This window comes from Brevibacillus fortis (assembly GCF_003013395.1).
GTDB classification, from domain to species: Bacteria; Bacillota; Bacilli; order Brevibacillales; family Brevibacillaceae; genus Brevibacillus; species Brevibacillus fortis.
The window spans coordinates 86455-102637 of the sequence record NZ_PXZM01000029.1; the positions used below are offsets into that span (position 1 = coordinate 86455).

Here is a 16183-nt window from a genome sequence, read left to right on the forward strand (position 1 = left end):
CGCCGTTTACTTACATGAATCATCGGGCTCGACAGAAATAGTATGACCTCCTCGCTATTTTTCATACATCCTCTTTACAATAAATCTGCGGCCAGCTGAGCGAGCACACTCCGTTCCCCTTTTTCCAACTGGATATGTCCAGCCAGCTTTTGGTCTTTAAATACTTCTACCACGTAGGTTAGACCGTTGTTGCTCTCATCCAGATACGGATGATCGATCTGCTCCGGATCACCCATTAGCACAATTTTTGAGCCATCCCCTACCCTCGTCAAGATCGTCTTCACTTCATGCTTTGTCAAGTTTTGGGCTTCATCAATGATAATAAATTGTCCAGGGATGGAGCGCCCCCGAATATACGTCAAAGCTTCCACCTGCAAGCTACCCATGCCTGCTAAAATTTTATCCAGATCACCTGGACGCTTTGTGTTAAATAAATATTCCAAATTATCATAAATCGGTTGCATCCACGGCCGAAGCTTTTCTTCTTTTTCGCCGGGCAAATAACCGATGTCTTTTCCAAGCGGAACGATAGGTCTTGCCACTAACAGTTTTTTGTATTTTTGCTGGTCCTCGATTTGCAGCAGGCCCGCTGCTAATGCCAGCAAGGTTTTTCCTGTACCGGCCTTACCGGTCATGGTTACTAAAGGGATATCATCTCGTAGCAGCAATTCGGTTGCCATTCGTTGCTGCACGTTACGGGCTCGGATGCCCCAAATCGGATCATCATCTGACACAAGCATTTCTAACATTTTTCCGTCCGGGTCGACTTTTCCAATCGCTGAAATAGATGGGTTGCATTCGTCCTTCAGCACTAAAAATTGATGAGGGTAAAAGCGATAGCGTGGAAAACAGGAGGCCAACTGCAGCTTTCTTGTCGCGTAGTAGGTCTTGATGATATCGGACGCTACCATCATCTTCTGATAGCCCGGATAAATACTGGAGAACTCCCCCACAACTCGATCCGAAAGAAAATCCTCTGCGGAAATATTCAATGCATCAGCCTTGACTCTCATGAGTGCATCCTTGCTTACCAAAATGACAGGTCTTGGCTGTGGTTTTCCGTTTTCCTCCTCCTGTAAGTTTAGTGCGACCGCCAAAATGCGGTTGTCATTACTCATTTCCGTGAATTGTTTCTGAAGGCGGTGGAACGAGGAATGATTCAGTTCTACTCGAAACAACCCACCTGTTTCTAGGGTAATACCAGTGTGCAAATGCCCCAGCTCACGAAAACTGTCAAAGAGCCGAGATACGTACCGAGCATTGCGGCCAATTTCATCCATGTACCGCTTTTTGGAATCGATTTCTTCTAATACGACAGCTGGTATGACTATTTCGTTGTCAGCGAAAGAAAACATCGCCCTTGGATCTTGCAGGAGTACGTTGGTGTCCAGTACGTAGATTTTCTTCAAAATCTCGCCTCCTATTACCCTTCTTATATACCCTATGCAATTTTTGGAGGGATGCTAAAGTGCGGCGACGTGATGTACTACAGTCTATGTTCAGGTAGACAGAGATAGACGACCCATTGACAGAATGAAAATGGGCAGCCCAGAACAAAATACTTGTAACCCTGCCCTCCTCACGAAGGAAGGCAATACTGGGAAAGGGAGAATGCCTGTGAAACGGACCATGATCTGCTGCCTCGGTTTTAGCTTGTTGCTTACAGCATGCATGTCGGGCAATAATCCACCGGCGAATCAGGCTGCAAAACAGCCCAAGCATGCCACTCATACTCAACGCGTTCAGCAAACAGCTCCTGAGCCTGCTTATAATCAATCTTCCCAAGCCACTGCCGATCGTCTCGTCCAAGTGGCAACACGTGTAAAAAGGGTACAGAACGCGACTGCTGTGGTCTTGGGCAAATATGCAGTTGTCGGTATTACAGTAGATCCGAATCTGGATCGCCCAGAGGTTGGTGTCATTAAGTACACAGTTGCAGAAGCACTGAAGCAAGATCCTCAAGGGGCAAATGCCGTCGTAACCGCTGACCCTGCCATCGTACAGCGATTACGGGAAATGGGAGAAGATATTCGTCGCGGTAATCCTGTTTCAGGAATTACCGAAGAACTCGCGGATATCGTAGGTCGGATCATGCCTCAGTTGCCGCGTAGCGTCCAGCCTCCCGAAGAAACACCTGCTCAAGTAAAAGAAAAACGCATGCACAAAGAACCGCAAGGCCAGAACAAGATCAATGCAAATCGTACAGGAACACCTTAAAAGGAAAGAGGTATTCCCCCGGATTTAAGCCCGGGAGAATACCTCTTTTTCTTTATGGACTGGTGCTTCAGAAGGCAAATAATCCAATGCTTGCTTCAAATCTGCCACCAAGTCATCGAAATCCTCTAAACCAGCTGACAACCTGATCAAACCATCCGTAATTCCCCTTGCAGCTCTATCCTCAGCAGGCATCGCTGCATGAGACATCGTGGCTGGGTACGAAAGAATCGTTTCCACTGCCCCTAGGCTAACGGCCACAATCGGCAATTTTACGCGATCAAACAGCGCTTTCGCACGCTCGCGGCTCCCTACATCAAAGGAAAGAACAGCCCCATGACCACTCGCTTGTTCTGTCTGAATCAGGTGACCGGGGTGATCCGCCAGTCCCGTATAGTAGACTCGGCTTACTTGTGGATGCGTAGACAACCAGTCAGCCAAGCACGCAGCTGTCTTTGTGCTCACATCCAGTCGAGCTTTCAATGTTTTGAGCCCGCGCATCACGAGCCAGCAGTCCTGCACACCCAAAATCGCTCCCATGCCATTCTGGATGAAGTAGAGCTGCTCCCCTAATGCAGCCTCTCTCGTCACGGCAAGACCTGCCACGACGTCGCTATGCCCTCCGATAAACTTCGTTGCACTATGAATGACCACATCTGCACCAAGTTCCAATGGCCGCTGGTAATACGGGGTCAGGAACGTATTATCGACAATGACGAGCAAGCTGTGCTCCTTCGCGATACGGGAAACTGCTGCAATATCTGTCACCTTTAAGGTAGGGTTAGAAGGGGTCTCTAGGTAAACGCCTTTCGTCTCCGGTGTAATAGCTGCACGAACAGCTTCTGTTTCTGTCGCATCCACGAATGTAACGGAGATGCCCATTCTCGACAATACCTTGGTCAAAAACCGAAATGTGCCTCCGTATACATCTTCCGCCACTACCACATGGTCTCCGGCTGAAAACAGCATGAACACGCTGGAAATGGCAGCCATGCCAGATGAGAATGCAAAACCCCGTGCGCCTCCCTCCAGCGACGCAATGGCTTCCTCCAAAGCCTGCCTCGTCGGATTGCCTGATCTGGCATAATCGAAGGAGCCTGGCTGATCGATATCAGCCTGATGAAACGTGGAAGCCTGATAAATGGGAACCGACGACGCGCCTGTGAACGGATCAATGCAAGTCGAACCGTGGAGGATCTTAGTTGCAAAATTCATCGTACGCTCCCCCCTACGACCAAACTAGCATTCAATGCCTGAAACAAATCGGCTACGACATCATCTGGATGCTCGATGCCAACTGACAGTCGCAACAATCGATCACAAACACCGACATGCTCTCTGACTTCTTGCGGGATATCGGCGTGAGTCTGCGTCGCCGGATACGTACACAATGACTCGACACCACCCAGACTTTCCGCAAAAGATACGATTTGCAGATTTTGCAGGAACAATCCCACCTGCTCTGCATCACGTACGCGGAACGATACCATCCCACTATGCCCAGTCGCTTGATTCACCTGTATTTCATGCCCTGGATGTTCTGGCAGACCCGGATAAAACACCTCCGCCACTGCCGGATGCTCACGCAGTTTTTCCGCTACGATCAAGGCATTGGATTGATGACGCTCCATGCGCAATGCCAGTGTTTTCATCCCGCGAACGAGAAGCCAGCAATCTTGCGGTCCGAGCACAGCACCGATTGAATTGTGCAAAAACCGGATTTTTTCCGACAACTCTTCCCCTTTTGTTACGATGAGTCCAGCCAGCACATCGTTATGTCCTGCCAGATACTTGGTTGCGCTATGTAAGACGATATCTGCGCCAAGCTCCAACGGGCGTTGACAATAGGGGGTTAAGAATGTGTTGTCTACAATCGTTAGGAGCCCGTGCTGTTTCGCCAATTGCGTCACTGCGCGAATATCGGTAATCTGCATGAGCGGATTGGTTGGTGTCTCGACGAAGATGGCCTTTGTATCTGGGCGAATCGCATGTTTGAGTGCACCTAAGTCACGCAAATCCACATACGAAAACGTAAGACCGTAGCGTGAGAGCACTTGCTCGAACAAGCGATAGGTTCCTCCGTACAGATCGAGTGAAACGATCAGATGATCCCCTTGGGAAAACAAGCCCATGACGGTATGAACAGCAGCCATTCCTGAGGCACATGCGAATCCTGCATCTCCTGATTCCGCTTCAGCGATGGTCTCCTCCAGGATGGTGCGAGTAGGGTTGGCTGTACGCGTATAATCATATCCAGTGCTCTGGCCCAAGGCAGGATGGCGATAAGCAGTTGCATAGTAAACAGGAAAGCTCACCGCCCCTGTTTTTTCGTCTCTGCCTACACCCGCCTGAATCAACTTCGTTTCCAATTTCATGTCTATTTCTCTCCCTCCAATAGTGTACGAGGGCATCAAAAAAGCCCCCTTTCCTCTGAAAGAAGGCTTTGTTTACGTCACCGTAAGCAAATCCTTCTCATCTTTCAGAGTTTGATAACTCTGCAGGAATTAGCACCATTATCTCCCTGTTTAAAAATACAGGTGATTGGTTGCCGGGCATCATCGGGCCAGTCCCTCCGCCGCTCTGGATAAGAAGATTGCTATTCAATTCGATTGACCCTAATACTAAAGGATCGGCAGGATTCTTGTCAACAATTTATTTCCAACCGTTAGTTTGCATCTTTCAAGGCAGTCATCACTTGATTGTCCAGCTTCGCTGCCGCGTTTTTGTCATATGTCTTTTCATATTGAGGCTCTACGGAAATACGGGAGCCGTAAAACATAATATCACGAACGGCCTCAATTTTGATTTCCGCCATGGCCAGCTTGAGCGGAACACCCTCCAGTCGATCTGTTTTGACGGTAGCACGACCATTAATGGCAAAAGAGGAGCCAGCACCGATCAAATGCAGGACAACTTGCGGTTCCTTCGCAATATTAGCCAAAATACGTGAACGGTTATCCACGGCAAAACGAATCGTATCGGCGCTGACAGCATACGTCCAGGACAAGGAGCTGAGCGATGGTGCCCCTGACTCATGGTCTACTGTGCCCAAGGTAACAAAACGCTCCTTTTGCAAGAGCTTGAATAAATCTTCCGAAAGAGATTGGGAAACAGTTTCAGCCATTTCAAAGCCTCCTAACAAACGTTTTGTACGTTCATTGTACCCTTCGCATAGCTGATAGGCAAACGTTTCCTCTTCACCTTGATTCTGGTTGTCTTTTTCCCTAGACTGGTAGGTAACGATACCGAAATACGGAAGGGGATGGACAGCATGTCGCCTACAGACCGCCTCATGCAACAAATAGATCAAGTGCTTGAAGAGCTTCAGGAAGTTCGGAAGGTAAATGAGCGGATGCATAAAATTGCGATGTTCTTGGAAGATATCCGATTAGCAGATGTGATTCAAAATTACACAGCCCCGCGCAAGCTGCTCTGGATTAATTTCCTCGCAGGTCTTGCCCGGGGTCTGGGGTTAACGATTGGTACCGCTATCGTTTTGGCTTTCCTCGGCTCCCTCTTGACGCAATTTCTTTCAATCCCCATTTTAGGGGATTACATCAGACAATTGGTGGAGTACGTCGAGACTTACAAGCAGCGGCCATAACGATAGAGACTAGTCTCTGTCTCCACGATCATCGTCATCGTCGTCGTTGTCACGATCATCATCGCGGTCGTCATCGTCGTCATCTCTGTCGTCTTTCCATTGCTTATCGTGCTTTTTCCAATAACCATACCCGTTGCCGTTGGGTTGCTTATCTTTCTGCTTCCTTTTTTCTTTTTTCTTTTTGTCATCATCATCGTCTTCATCGTCGTCTGTGTGCTTCACAGGCTCGACAATGACTTTTGTGCTTAGTGCAACATCAGCCTTCTTGACCAGCTTATCGTCTTCATACAAGGCAAATTGAATCGATTTGGCGCTAAAGGAGCGATTCTTGTAAGACAACGTCAAAGAAAACTCACCTTTGTCATTCGGTTCAATTTCTTTTTTCTTCCCATCAGGAGCGATTACAAACAATTCAGTATCGTCCTTTTTATTCCAGCCGCTTACTGTCCCCTTCACCTGAATGGACTTGGCCGCAGGATTGTTTACAGCAGTCGCCTTGATGGCATATGCGGTAGCTTGATCCTTGTCAGGAGCGTTGACGATTTCTACCTGAACGGACTCGGAATCAACCTTCTTGCCATCCTCGTAAACCTCGATCAAGGCTTTTTGATCTTTCGCTGCTTGTACATCCTTTACTGAAACCGTAAAGCTGCCTACGCCATCCCACAGCTTCTTCACGTTTGCCTCTTTTTTCACACCATTATAGGTGACGGTTACTTTGTCAGCCCCCTGCTTGACAATTCCTTTTACTTTTAATTCCTTTTTCTTCGCATCCAAAACAGACATCGTATGGATGATCATTTCCTTATCTTCTTCTGCTTTCGGAACGATCTTTACCTTTTCGCTATCTACCAGCTTACTGCCTTCATAGGCACTCACGGTTACATACGGTTCATAGGATGCATCAGGAGCTTCAAAGCTGACCGTAAAAGAGTGCTCCTTAGTCGGAACGACTTCGATGATGTCGGAATTCGGTTTTTTCACAACCACCTTGGTGACATCCGAAGTCACAATCCCCTTTATGTACACTTTGTTATTTTCAGTCTTGGCATTTACACTCACAATTTCTTCGTCATTGTCAGTCAAGCGCACTTCCAACCAAATATCGCTGTAGTATTCGTTGTAAATACGCTCCCACTCTGCTTTGTTTTCTTCCATGAAGGTTTGCAGCTTCGTATTCAAGTTGATCTCTTCTACAATGATGTACAAGTGATCCGCTTGATTCTTCAAGAGCATGTTCAACGTGGTTGGATCATTTTCGGCAAGTTCTTTCAGATTGTAGCGTGTGACTTGCTTCCCCTCGTCATTCATGACTACCTTTGTGGCACTTGGACTAGCAATTGAGCTTGCGTCGGCAAAAATCGGCGTCAAGCAGCCAATAATACCTGCAGCTGTCACCACGGCTAAAACGGGCTTCGTCATGTACTTTTTCAATGGTAGTTCCCCCTTCTAGTCTGCCAAAATCCCCCTGGTTGCTTGGGGCATGAATATTGACGGGAAATCATTTTCAAAAGTTGCATCATACAAGAAACCGCGGCTTATTACCTATGACAAGCTCCTGATACAAAAAAACTCCACCCAACTTCCGAACCATTTCGGCAAGTGGGGGAGTTTTTGGTCCCGTTAGTTGCAATTGTACTTGGATTCACTCTCAATCGCGACCAGTAAAGCTTCGACTGATTCCGCGGGGTATCGGACTTCCATAGACTGTGAATCAGCTTTTCCAAATAGCACGTACCAACTACTTTCCTGACGATAGCCAATATCGCTGATTTGATGATCCTCTTGCAGCAATTGCAAGAAAAAAGCAGCTGTATCCAAAGCAGAGCGGTCTTCTGGTCGCGCATCGGCAACCACTTGAATTTGGAGCCAATTAAAGAGTGCATCTTCACGTTTCACGCGGTTCTCCTCACTTTCGCCCCGTTTGCTCCGGCTTGATCCGTACCTTCACTATCACGAGAATCGCAATCGCCACGAACATTGCGCTTTTCACAGGAAGCTGCACATCCAAAATAGCGAAAATGAGGGCTCCAGCAAACAAAAGAATGTACAGAAGCACGTTCTTCAAAATAGGCATACGAATACGTGTAGCAAAACCAAGATAATAGACGATAATTAATTCCACGAACAAAATCCAAGCCCGATATTTATCAGCCCATACGCGAAAGCTATCATATGCTGTGAGCTGATCTGGATTAGCTGGCACATAGGTTGATGCGATTTGTATCCAGTCCATCACTTATCTCTCCTGTCTTCAAGCGGTGAAACTCCTAACGCTTCACATGCCACCTCATAGGCGGAATGAAACGAATAGTCACTCCTTTTTTCTTAGGAAAACGCTATCTTTCTTACTTTATCAGGTGGTGGATTCTGTGTCAAAAAACGGTAGGCCCTTCCATGTTGCTGGCATGATTTTCGCCGTACATGCTATGATGAGGATATGTCAGTAGAAAAAGGTGGGAATAAGATGAGCTTGTATGATATTGCCGTCAAAACAATTTCCGGTGAAGAGAAGACATTAGCTGCCTTCAAAGGGCATGTACTGCTAATCGTGAACGTGGCTAGCCAATGCGGCCTTACCCCTCAGTACAAAGGGCTACAGGAGCTGTATGAGCGCTATCAGGATAAGGGTCTCTTCGTTCTTGGCTTCCCTTGCAACCAGTTCGCTGGGCAAGAACCAGGAACAGAAGAAGAAATCGCAACCTTCTGCGATCGAAATTATGGCGTGACATTTCCGCTGTTTGCGAAGATCGATGTCAATGGTCCTAGTACTCACCCGTTGTATCAGTACTTGAAGGAGCATGCCCCAAACGAAGAAAATCAAGATATCGAGTGGAACTTCGCCAAATTCCTTGTGGATAAAAACGGTCATGTCGTAAAACGTATCGGTGCTCGTACACAGCCTGACGAGCTCGTCTCTGAAATTGAAGGTCTCATTACTAATCAATAGAACAAAAAAACGCCACTTCGTCCCTGAACAGGATCAAGTGGCGTTCTCTTATTTCAAGCTTATGCTTGCGGTTGTACTTCCCAACGTCTTTGCTTCTCGTAGCGCTCACGATCTGATTTGTTCAGATATTTTTTGCGCAGACGAACGGATTGAGGAGTTACTTCGCACAGTTCGTCGTCATTCAAGTACTCCAATGCTTCTTCAAGAGAAAGAAGGCGTGGAGCCTTCATTTTTACGGTCTCATCTTTGTTAGCAGAACGTACGTTAGTCGCATGCTTTTCTTTACATACGTTAACAGTCAGGTCATTGTCGCGGTTATGCTCGCCCACGATCATTCCTTCATATACTTCTGTACCTGGCTGAATGAACATCATTCCGCGATCTTCTACGGACATCAGGCCGTATGTGGAGGCTGTACCTGTCTCATGGGAAATCAGTACCCCTGCGTGACGTCCACCTACCGCTCCTTGAACCAGCGGACGATAGCTGTCGAAGGAGTGGTTGAGAATGCCGTAACCACGTGTGATAGTCAAGAACTCGGTACGGTAACCGATCAAACCACGGGATGGAATGATGAACTCCAAACGTACTTGTCCGAAGCCGTTGTTGATCATATTGACCATTTCGGCTTTGCGTTGACCCAATGTCTCCATAACAGGCCCGGTGTATTCCTCTGGCACATCAATGATCAAAAGCTCAGCCGGTTCCATTTTTTGACCATCGACCATACGGATGATAACTTCAGGCTTGGATACACCTAGCTCAAAGCCTTCACGACGCATGTTTTCTACCAGAATGGACAGGTGCAATTCACCGCGTCCAGATACTACATACGCATCTGGCGAATCTGTTTCATCCACACGAAGAGATACATCTGTCTCCAGCTCAGCCATCAGACGATCGCGCAGTTTGCGGGAAGTAACGTGCTTACCTTCGCGACCAGCAAACGGGCTGTTATTCACCAGGAACGTCATTTGCAGAGTAGGTTCGTCAATTTTCAGCAATGGCAATGCCTCTGGATGGTCAATATGACAAACAGTTTCCCCTACGTTAATATCGTCAATACCCGAAATCGCTACGATATCTCCCGCTCTTGCTGTTTTTTGCTCAACTCGTTGCAAACCGGAGAAACCGAACAATTTTTGAATACGAGCTTTTTTCACATTACCTTCACGAGTGGTTACCGATACCATATCATTCAGGTTCATGGTTCCGCGATAAATACGGCCAATCCCGATACGACCCAAAAAGTCGTTGTAATCCAGCATGGTTACTTGCATTTGGAGCGGAGCAGATTCGTCTGCGTCAGGAGCAGGCATATGCTCGATGATGGTGTCAAACAGTGGGCGAAGGTCGCCTTCCAGCTTATCTGGCTCATGTCCGGCAATTCCTTGCAGACCGGAAGCATACACGATTGGGAATTCCAATTGGTCTTCCGTCGCATCCAGATCAATGAACAGGTCATACACTTCGTTGATAACTTCTTGAGGACGTGCATTGTCGCGGTCTACTTTGTTCACGACAACGATTGGGGTAACTTTTGCTTCCAGCGCTTTTTTCAATACAAAGCGTGTTTGTGGCATACAGCCTTCGAATGCATCGACGATCAAAAGAACGCCATCCACCATGCTCATGATACGCTCAACCTCGCCGCCGAAGTCAGCATGGCCCGGTGTATCCAAGATGTTGATGGTGAACTCATTGTATTGTACGGACGTAGTTTTCGCCAGGATCGTAATTCCACGCTCGCGCTCTAGGTCGTTGGAGTCCATCATTCTCTCCTCTACCTGTTGGTTAGAGCGGAATGTGCCCGATTGGATCAATAGTTTGTCAACCAGAGTTGTTTTCCCGTGGTCAACGTGGGCAATAATTGCAATGTTGCGTATGTCAAGACGCTTCATGTGAACCTCCTCTATTATGCATACCTTCCATATTAACAGGTCGTGAAACGCGGCACAATGGGCAGTTTTTTACGGGAGCCACTTCCTGAGTAAGGGACTTTATTTTCGTCATACTAAGAGAAATGGAGGTGGCATACGTATGAAACGGTACAGCCCGAAATATTTGGTTGGCTTGCTTGTCATTGCAACCATGATGAGCGGATGCGCAAGCTCAAGCGGCCATCCCACAAATCAATCGCACACACAAAGTACCACCAATCAGCAGGCCCCCGGTGCCAGAAACAGCCTCGCTCATGATTATCATGCCTACACTGGCACAATCAATGCCCGCAATTATCGAAACGGCTATACGGTCAATGGCTTTAATCAGGATTTGGCTGAACAGCTCACCTTGGCCGCAGATGACGTGCCTGGTGTAGAACGTGCTACTGTGCTCGTGAATGGTACGGATGCTGTCATCGGGATTCGTGTTCGGAAAAATTTTGGCCCTGAGCAATCGCGCGTAATTGAACAGCAAGTCCATTCAGCCGCTCGTTCACGAGTGCCAAACTTTTCGATCCAAGTAGCCTCCGATGCGGCCACATTTGATCGGCTTCGCGCCATCCATGCCGATATTTATGAAGAAGCGACGCAGCGGACCAATCAAGTCTATGTGAAGCCCGATATGAAAAGCCAGACTACCAATACATCAACGGAATTTCGTTCGCTACTCCACGATCTTAACCGCAGAATTCCTACTGTCACTCCATGATGACAAAGATGAACGGAAGCTCCATATAAAAGAGGTGCGGGATCAGCCCGCACCTCTTGAAAACTTTTCCATTTGTTACTTACTTTGCCGCTTCAACCAGTTTCATTTCTGGCTCAACAACTTGCAGTTCACCCAAACCACGAACTAATTTCTTCGCGTAAGTTTTTTCCGGCTTCAGCACGGACACCAAGTAGTCGATGGCAATTTGCGGATCAACGGTTTCCCCACACGTGTAGCAATCCAGAGCAGCAAAGCCGCGCTCAGGATACGTATGAATGGACAGGTGGCTTTCCGAGAGAAGAACCAGTACGGTAGCACCCTGAGGAGAAAACTGCTTCGCTTGCACACTCAGTACCGTAGCACCGCATGCCTCAGCAGCCTCAATCATTTCCTTTTTCAAAAATTCTGCGTCGTTCAACAAATCAAACTGAACTCCCCATGTGTCAACAGCAACGTGTCTTCCGAAAGTCGAATATTCCATCTTTCGGTTCCCCCTTCCTAACGAGTGTAATGTTAAACATCGCTAGGACCTGCGTCATTCACTAACGGGGGCGGTTTCCGTTGTTATCCACCCTTTAAAGTGAATCCTGGTTCCTAATCCTGTTTCCAACGAAAACAACAATACCACGTATCGGCCTAGTTTGACAATACCCTTTTTCAATAATCTAAAAGAACAATACAAATAAGCTGACGACTTTCTCTATAGGACGAAGAGCCGCCATCTGTTACATGCGTCTTTTCACATGCTTTCCCTTGTTTGTTTACTAGCGCTTACCGGATATTGTCGTTTACACTCAAGCTACTTTTGATAAACTTTACAATCCTCACTTGCCCATATCCCACTTGATCCTGTTCCTTGCGATGACGGTAAGCTTTTTTGTCTTTTTCCGAAATGAAGTGTGCTAAACTTTCAGAAAAGGAAATGAACCAGAATGGAGAGGATCGCAACACATGATTACTATCCGTAATGCCAAAGCAGAAGATTTGCCAGCACTGATCGCAATCGAGCACCTTTGCTTCTCGCCAGAAGAGGCTGCAACACAAGAAGCATTTGAGAAGCGCATTCGATTGATTCCTGACAGTTTTTTTGTAGCGGAGGCGGATGGGGTCGTTGCAGGTTTGGTCAATGGACCTGTCATTGACTCTCCCTTCATTACCGATGATTTGTTTCAAACGATTAAAGAAAATCCGGCAACCGGCGGACATCAAACCATTTTAGGAATAGCGGTTTCTCCCGCTTTTCAAAATCGCGGCATTGCCTCGATGCTCCTAGCACACCTGGAAGCATCAGCAAGGGCGTTCGGTCGTGAGACGATCACGCTTACGTGTAAGGAAGCTTTGATTCGCTACTATGAAAGTCATGGATACCTCAACAACGGTGTTTCCGACTCCGATCATGCGGGTGCAATCTGGTACAATATGAGCAAGCCATTACGCTAAGTGAGGGCAAACAGCAAACGCGGGCATCCCTTGGTAGAAGGGGTACCCGCGTTTGATTAGTCACTGCGATAAATAAAAAGGGCGCCCAAGGCACCCTTTCTCACTAAACTTCTAATTCAAATAGACGTCGCGATAACGTAGCTAATCGAACATCAATTGCTGGAAGTTTTTCCGGGGCAGTTCTCTTTGCCCAATTACGCAAATCCAGCCATCGGTCCGTTTCTTGACGTAAGGACTCAATCTCTTGCTCACTGCCCACTTGCTGGAACAACGCCTCCAGCTCATTGACCATGTGCAGAGAGTTATTTTCAAAGATGGACACTTCTTCGTCTCCGGTTAGCTCCTGAATGCTCACAACCGATCCTTGATCGTAGTGATATACCATTGTGAAGCCGTCATAAATCCGGTGGACAATTCCATAGCCTCGGAACGTTTTCATTGCTTTTCTCATCGCATTTGCCAGCTGCCGATCTCGGATCAGATACGAGCTGTCGCATGAGTAGCGGCTGCCAATCCGACAAAAACTCAATTGAATTTCGCCGTTCTTGTCATTCAAGGTTACGTCACGATCGCCATTGTCACACACTTTGACTTGGACTGAAATGTGTTCATTGGTGAAAAGCGAAACGAACTGGTTCAGCTCTTCTTCATTCACCGTGAAATAGGCCTTGGCGTAATTAGTTGCTAAACGCTGTGCCATAAATATCTCCTCAATTCTTTTGGTTTGCATGGGTCGAGTACGACCGAACAGTTATCCAAATCAGAGGAGATACGCTAAGTGTCAACAAAAGAACGCTGTAGAACCTGGCCTTGCCCCGCGAATCGAAAATCGATTTGGGTAATGAAGGCGGATCACCTACTTTTTGTTTTTCGCAAAAAAGCCATTTTTGACATCTTTATTATACCTCAGCTGCCCTCAAAAGTCTTGAGCAAAATGACGATGAATTTTAGCAAAAAACCGGAATATCCGCAATCAGACGCAGGGAATCGAAAAGAACTCCCTGATTCATTCATATGCTTGCTGTTTCATTGAAATTCAGAGGGATTTATATCCCTACCGTGGAGGTCATCGCTTTTTTGATCGCAGCCTGTTCTTCTTCAGACAGATGGTAGCTCGATGTCCCTTGCTCTAAAGGCTTGGCGTACACACGAGATTCTTCACGTCCAAAAATGCTGGTGATCACAACGCCGTTCCCAGCGTCGTCTGTTATCGCCAACGAAAAGCTAAGATCACTGCCGACATCCCCGAAGGCATTGTAACGGACAATCGCTACTTTGCCGCATTGCGCTGCCATGCGTTGTGACAGTCGATTGATGGCAAATTGCTGATCGCTATGCTGCTTTTTCATCTCATCTACCTGATCCAGCAGTCTGTGCAAGCCTTCCTCGAGATTGGCTCCTCCCGTTCCTGTCATCATCCGGTTGATTGATTTCCTCAATCGACTAATCCGGACGGACTGCATAATCACGATCCATAACAGGATCAGTGTCAATGCGATAACGGCTAAAAGCAGGATCGCTACATTGGGGATTTGTGATAGGAATGCTTCCAAAACTTTTCTTCCTTTCTGGCGCGTGCGTAAATATGCTGTCAAAAACCTTCTTTATTGTACAACCGCCGGGCCTCCCATTCAAACAAGTCTTTTCTAAAAACAACAATTACTAAATGGGCGGCATTCACACCAAAAAAAGCGACACCCTCATTTGTTTGAGATGTCGCTTTTTTATTCCGTATTGGTTTGTGTCAAACTCATCGTCCTTTGGCTATCCTCCAGTCTGCCTACGCTTCCAAAAGCAACATTTCCCGACGGAGCTGTTTTAATCGCTCTATGGACTGCTTTATTTGAGTCTGGTCTTTTGCTTGCATCGCATCATACAATGTCGCCAATTCATAATCCAACTCCAGACGCAGCACCGGGATTCGTTCTTCCGAGTCACGTCGTTTCATCGCGGCAATTACCTGATCCATCGTTACATTGCAAAATTTTTCATAGATCACTTTTTTCTCAGCTCCTTTTAATTCCACTATTCTGATAACTTCCCCGTACTGGATTTGCTTCAGCAAGACGCACTCTTCAAAAGTGACCTTGATCATCGCATGCCCTTTTGCCCGCTCTACGAAGTGGTACAGCACAAGTGCCACCCGTGAATCATTGACAGGAATGCCTGCAATGTGCAGCTTATAGGACCCATTTAAACGCTGCATTTTCCAGTCGGATCGGCCATCTGTGGTGTTCACGAGGAGGTGAAACTGCTCGGGAGATTCTTTCCACGTGACGCTCACCCCTGCTTCCACCAGGGCCTGCACCATCGCGTGCAATGTTTTGCGGTCAAACCAAACTGCCAAATGAAAATACTCCAACTCCATGCCGAGATTCATCTTCTACAGGCCCCTCCCGTTGACAGAATACTCAGATATCATTTTTCGCCGTAAGGGAGTGAGTGGTATATCATATTATTCAGGCTTTGGTTTTGCTATTCATAAAACTCGGCATGTATTTTTTTCCTGGATGGTATGATATCATATGGAGGATTCCAAGCTCCCTTGACGGGGACGATCGCCCTTTTCTTTCCAGTGGGGTTCGATGATGCTTAAAAGAGGTGTTTGTTACATGCCAACGTTTCCAGGCTTTCGTCAAGAAGATTTTGATGTTTTTGCCATTGATGGATTGGATGCGAGGATGGACGCGATCAAAACCAATATCCGTCCCAAATTCGAAGCACTCAGCCAACACTTTGCGCCTTTTCTCTCCGTATCAACAGGGGATGAAATGTTTACGCACATAGCAAAGCATGCACGCCGTACGGTGAACCCACCAGCAGACACGTGGGTTGCCTGGGCTAATGATAAACGCGGCTACAAGAAACATCCGCACTTTCAAATCGGCTTGTGGGGAACACATTTGTTCGTTTGGTACGCGGTAATCTACGAGTCTCCTTCCAAAGAGGTCATCAGCAGTGCTTTTAACAAGCGTCTAGATGAGGTCATCGCGATGGTTCCGGAACATTTTCACTGGTCTCCAGATCATATGCAACCAGCAAGCACCTCTCAAAAAGAGCTTGGTACGGCTGGCGTGAAAAAGCTGGTGGACAGGCTGGCACAGGTAAAAAAAGCGGAGTTGCTCTGTGGAGTTACCATTGACCGTCATGATCCCGTCCTAGCAGACGGAGAAGCATTGCTCCGTCGTCTCGAAGAAACATTTGGCGTGTTGAGTAAGCTCTATACATTAGGAAATTCTCGTGGATAGATCGCCTCCCGCTTGCTTTAGTTAAGTTATATGCAAAAGAACAGGTCCGCTTTCTTTTGAAAAACGCAGGCCTGT

At 47.2% G+C, this 16183-nt stretch carries 18 protein-coding genes and 1 riboswitch; of the genes, 6 read left to right on the top strand and 12 right to left on the bottom strand.

Annotation, left to right across the window (positions count from 1 at the left end; all coding sequences use genetic code 11):
• Window positions 1-74: 74 nt before the first annotated feature.
• Window positions 75-1409 carry a PhoH family protein gene (locus C7R93_RS17820; RefSeq protein WP_106840075.1) on the bottom strand — a complete coding sequence of 445 codons (1335 nt, stop codon included), beginning with the start codon at window positions 1407-1409 and terminating at the stop codon, window positions 75-77.
• A 202-nt stretch (window positions 1410-1611) separates the two neighbouring features.
• Here C7R93_RS17820 and C7R93_RS17825 point away from each other — a divergent pair, with 202 nt between their 5' ends.
• Window positions 1612-2217: a YhcN/YlaJ family sporulation lipoprotein gene (locus C7R93_RS17825; protein WP_106840076.1), complete on the top strand. Its 606-nt coding sequence runs from the start codon at window positions 1612-1614 to the stop codon at window positions 2215-2217.
• A 24-nt stretch (window positions 2218-2241) separates the two neighbouring features.
• On the opposite strand, the gene C7R93_RS17830 is transcribed toward C7R93_RS17825, so the two are convergent.
• The 3 genes from C7R93_RS17830 to C7R93_RS17840 form a co-directional block, all read right to left on the bottom strand.
• A complete protein-coding gene (locus C7R93_RS17830; RefSeq protein WP_106840077.1) occupies window positions 2242-3429 on the bottom strand; it encodes a trans-sulfuration enzyme family protein in 1188 nt (395 codons plus the stop codon).
• A complete protein-coding gene (locus C7R93_RS17835) occupies window positions 3426-4589 on the bottom strand; it encodes an aminotransferase class I/II-fold pyridoxal phosphate-dependent enzyme (protein ID WP_106840078.1) in 1164 nt (387 codons plus the stop codon). Before C7R93_RS17835 ends, C7R93_RS17830 begins: the two co-directional genes overlap by 4 nt.
• Before the next feature lie 94 nt (window positions 4590-4683).
• A riboswitch (SAM riboswitch) is annotated at window positions 4684-4805 on the bottom strand.
• A 74-nt stretch (window positions 4806-4879) separates the two neighbouring features.
• A complete protein-coding gene (locus C7R93_RS17840) occupies window positions 4880-5338 on the bottom strand; it encodes a pyridoxamine 5'-phosphate oxidase family protein (RefSeq protein ID WP_106840079.1) in 459 nt (152 codons plus the stop codon).
• Window positions 5339-5485: 147 nt separating this feature from the next.
• Between C7R93_RS17840 and C7R93_RS17845 the strand changes: the two genes are divergently transcribed.
• The gene (locus tag C7R93_RS17845; RefSeq protein WP_016740690.1) at window positions 5486-5818 is read left to right on the top strand and encodes a DUF5665 domain-containing protein; all 333 of its coding nucleotides are present in this window, start codon (window positions 5486-5488) and stop codon (window positions 5816-5818) included.
• A 9-nt stretch (window positions 5819-5827) separates the two neighbouring features.
• Here C7R93_RS17845 and C7R93_RS17850 read toward each other — a convergent pair whose 3' ends face one another.
• The 3 genes from C7R93_RS17850 to C7R93_RS17860 all read right to left on the bottom strand — a co-directional run bounded on the left by C7R93_RS17850 (window position 5828) and on the right by C7R93_RS17860 (window position 8054).
• Entirely contained in the window at window positions 5828-7252 is a 1425-nt protein-coding gene (locus tag C7R93_RS17850) for a hypothetical protein (RefSeq protein WP_106840080.1), read from the bottom strand.
• Between the two features lie 189 nt (window positions 7253-7441).
• Entirely contained in the window at window positions 7442-7717 is a 276-nt protein-coding gene (locus C7R93_RS17855) for a hypothetical protein (protein WP_106840081.1), read from the bottom strand.
• Between the two features lie 10 nt (window positions 7718-7727).
• On the bottom strand, window positions 7728-8054 hold the full coding sequence (locus tag C7R93_RS17860) for a YlaH-like family protein (RefSeq protein ID WP_106840082.1): 327 nt from the start codon (window positions 8052-8054) through the stop codon (window positions 7728-7730).
• A gap of 231 nt (window positions 8055-8285) precedes the next feature.
• Here C7R93_RS17860 and C7R93_RS17865 point away from each other — a divergent pair, with 231 nt between their 5' ends.
• Window positions 8286-8768: a glutathione peroxidase gene (locus C7R93_RS17865; protein ID WP_106840083.1), complete on the top strand. Its 483-nt coding sequence runs from the start codon at window positions 8286-8288 to the stop codon at window positions 8766-8768.
• Window positions 8769-8827: 59 nt separating this feature from the next.
• Here C7R93_RS17865 and typA read toward each other — a convergent pair whose 3' ends face one another.
• Window positions 8828-10669 carry a translational GTPase TypA gene (gene typA / locus C7R93_RS17870; RefSeq protein WP_106840084.1) on the bottom strand — a complete coding sequence of 614 codons (1842 nt, stop codon included), beginning with the start codon at window positions 10667-10669 and terminating at the stop codon, window positions 8828-8830.
• Window positions 10670-10808: 139 nt separating this feature from the next.
• Here typA and C7R93_RS17875 point away from each other — a divergent pair, with 139 nt between their 5' ends.
• Window positions 10809-11420, top strand: a complete 612-nt coding sequence (locus C7R93_RS17875) for a YhcN/YlaJ family sporulation lipoprotein (protein WP_106840085.1) — start codon at window positions 10809-10811, stop codon at window positions 11418-11420.
• Window positions 11421-11499: 79 nt separating this feature from the next.
• On the opposite strand, the gene speD is transcribed toward C7R93_RS17875, so the two are convergent.
• Entirely contained in the window at window positions 11500-11901 is a 402-nt protein-coding gene (gene speD, locus C7R93_RS17880) for an adenosylmethionine decarboxylase (RefSeq protein ID WP_007723244.1), read from the bottom strand.
• Between the two features lie 470 nt (window positions 11902-12371).
• On the opposite strand from speD, the gene C7R93_RS17890 reads away from it, so the two are divergent.
• A complete protein-coding gene (locus C7R93_RS17890; RefSeq protein WP_106840087.1) occupies window positions 12372-12860 on the top strand; it encodes a GNAT family N-acetyltransferase in 489 nt (162 codons plus the stop codon).
• Between the two features lie 103 nt (window positions 12861-12963).
• Here the strand turns inward: C7R93_RS17890 and C7R93_RS17895 are convergent, their stop codons facing one another.
• The 3 genes from C7R93_RS17895 to C7R93_RS17910 form a co-directional block, all read right to left on the bottom strand.
• Window positions 12964-13560: a hypothetical protein gene (locus tag C7R93_RS17895; protein ID WP_106840088.1), complete on the bottom strand. Its 597-nt coding sequence runs from the start codon at window positions 13558-13560 to the stop codon at window positions 12964-12966.
• A 346-nt stretch (window positions 13561-13906) separates the two neighbouring features.
• Complete coding sequence (locus C7R93_RS17905) at window positions 13907-14413, bottom strand: DUF4446 family protein (protein WP_106840090.1); 507 nt, start codon at window positions 14411-14413, stop codon at window positions 13907-13909.
• A gap of 227 nt (window positions 14414-14640) precedes the next feature.
• Window positions 14641-15240, bottom strand: a complete 600-nt coding sequence (locus tag C7R93_RS17910; RefSeq protein ID WP_106840091.1) for a hypothetical protein — start codon at window positions 15238-15240, stop codon at window positions 14641-14643.
• Window positions 15241-15472: 232 nt separating this feature from the next.
• Here C7R93_RS17910 and C7R93_RS17915 point away from each other — a divergent pair, with 232 nt between their 5' ends.
• Entirely contained in the window at window positions 15473-16108 is a 636-nt protein-coding gene (locus C7R93_RS17915) for a YktB family protein (RefSeq protein ID WP_106840092.1), read from the top strand.
• The last annotated feature ends 75 nt before the right edge of the window (window positions 16109-16183 follow it).

Coding starts and splice junctions, on each gene's coding strand:
- C7R93_RS17825 (WP_106840076.1), top strand. CDS start 1,612: ATGCCTGTGAAACGGACCATGATCTGCTGCCTCGGTTTTAGCTTGTTG.
- C7R93_RS17830 (WP_106840077.1), bottom strand. CDS start 3,429: ATGAATTTTGCAACTAAGATCCTCCACGGTTCGACTTGCATTGATCCG.
- C7R93_RS17835 (WP_106840078.1), bottom strand. CDS start 4,589: ATGAAATTGGAAACGAAGTTGATTCAGGCGGGTGTAGGCAGAGACGAA.
- C7R93_RS17840 (WP_106840079.1), bottom strand. CDS start 5,338: ATGGCTGAAACTGTTTCCCAATCTCTTTCGGAAGATTTATTCAAGCTC.
- C7R93_RS17845 (WP_016740690.1), top strand. CDS start 5,486: ATGTCGCCTACAGACCGCCTCATGCAACAAATAGATCAAGTGCTTGAA.
- C7R93_RS17860 (WP_106840082.1), bottom strand. CDS start 8,054: ATGGACTGGATACAAATCGCATCAACCTATGTGCCAGCTAATCCAGAT.
- C7R93_RS17865 (WP_106840083.1), top strand. CDS start 8,286: ATGAGCTTGTATGATATTGCCGTCAAAACAATTTCCGGTGAAGAGAAG.
- typA (WP_106840084.1), bottom strand. CDS start 10,669: ATGAAGCGTCTTGACATACGCAACATTGCAATTATTGCCCACGTTGAC.
- C7R93_RS17875 (WP_106840085.1), top strand. CDS start 10,809: ATGAAACGGTACAGCCCGAAATATTTGGTTGGCTTGCTTGTCATTGCA.
- speD (WP_007723244.1), bottom strand. CDS start 11,901: ATGGAATATTCGACTTTCGGAAGACACGTTGCTGTTGACACATGGGGA.
- C7R93_RS17890 (WP_106840087.1), top strand. CDS start 12,372: ATGATTACTATCCGTAATGCCAAAGCAGAAGATTTGCCAGCACTGATC.
- C7R93_RS17895 (WP_106840088.1), bottom strand. CDS start 13,560: ATGGCACAGCGTTTAGCAACTAATTACGCCAAGGCCTATTTCACGGTG.
- C7R93_RS17910 (WP_106840091.1), bottom strand. CDS start 15,240: ATGAATCTCGGCATGGAGTTGGAGTATTTTCATTTGGCAGTTTGGTTT.
- C7R93_RS17915 (WP_106840092.1), top strand. CDS start 15,473: ATGCCAACGTTTCCAGGCTTTCGTCAAGAAGATTTTGATGTTTTTGCC.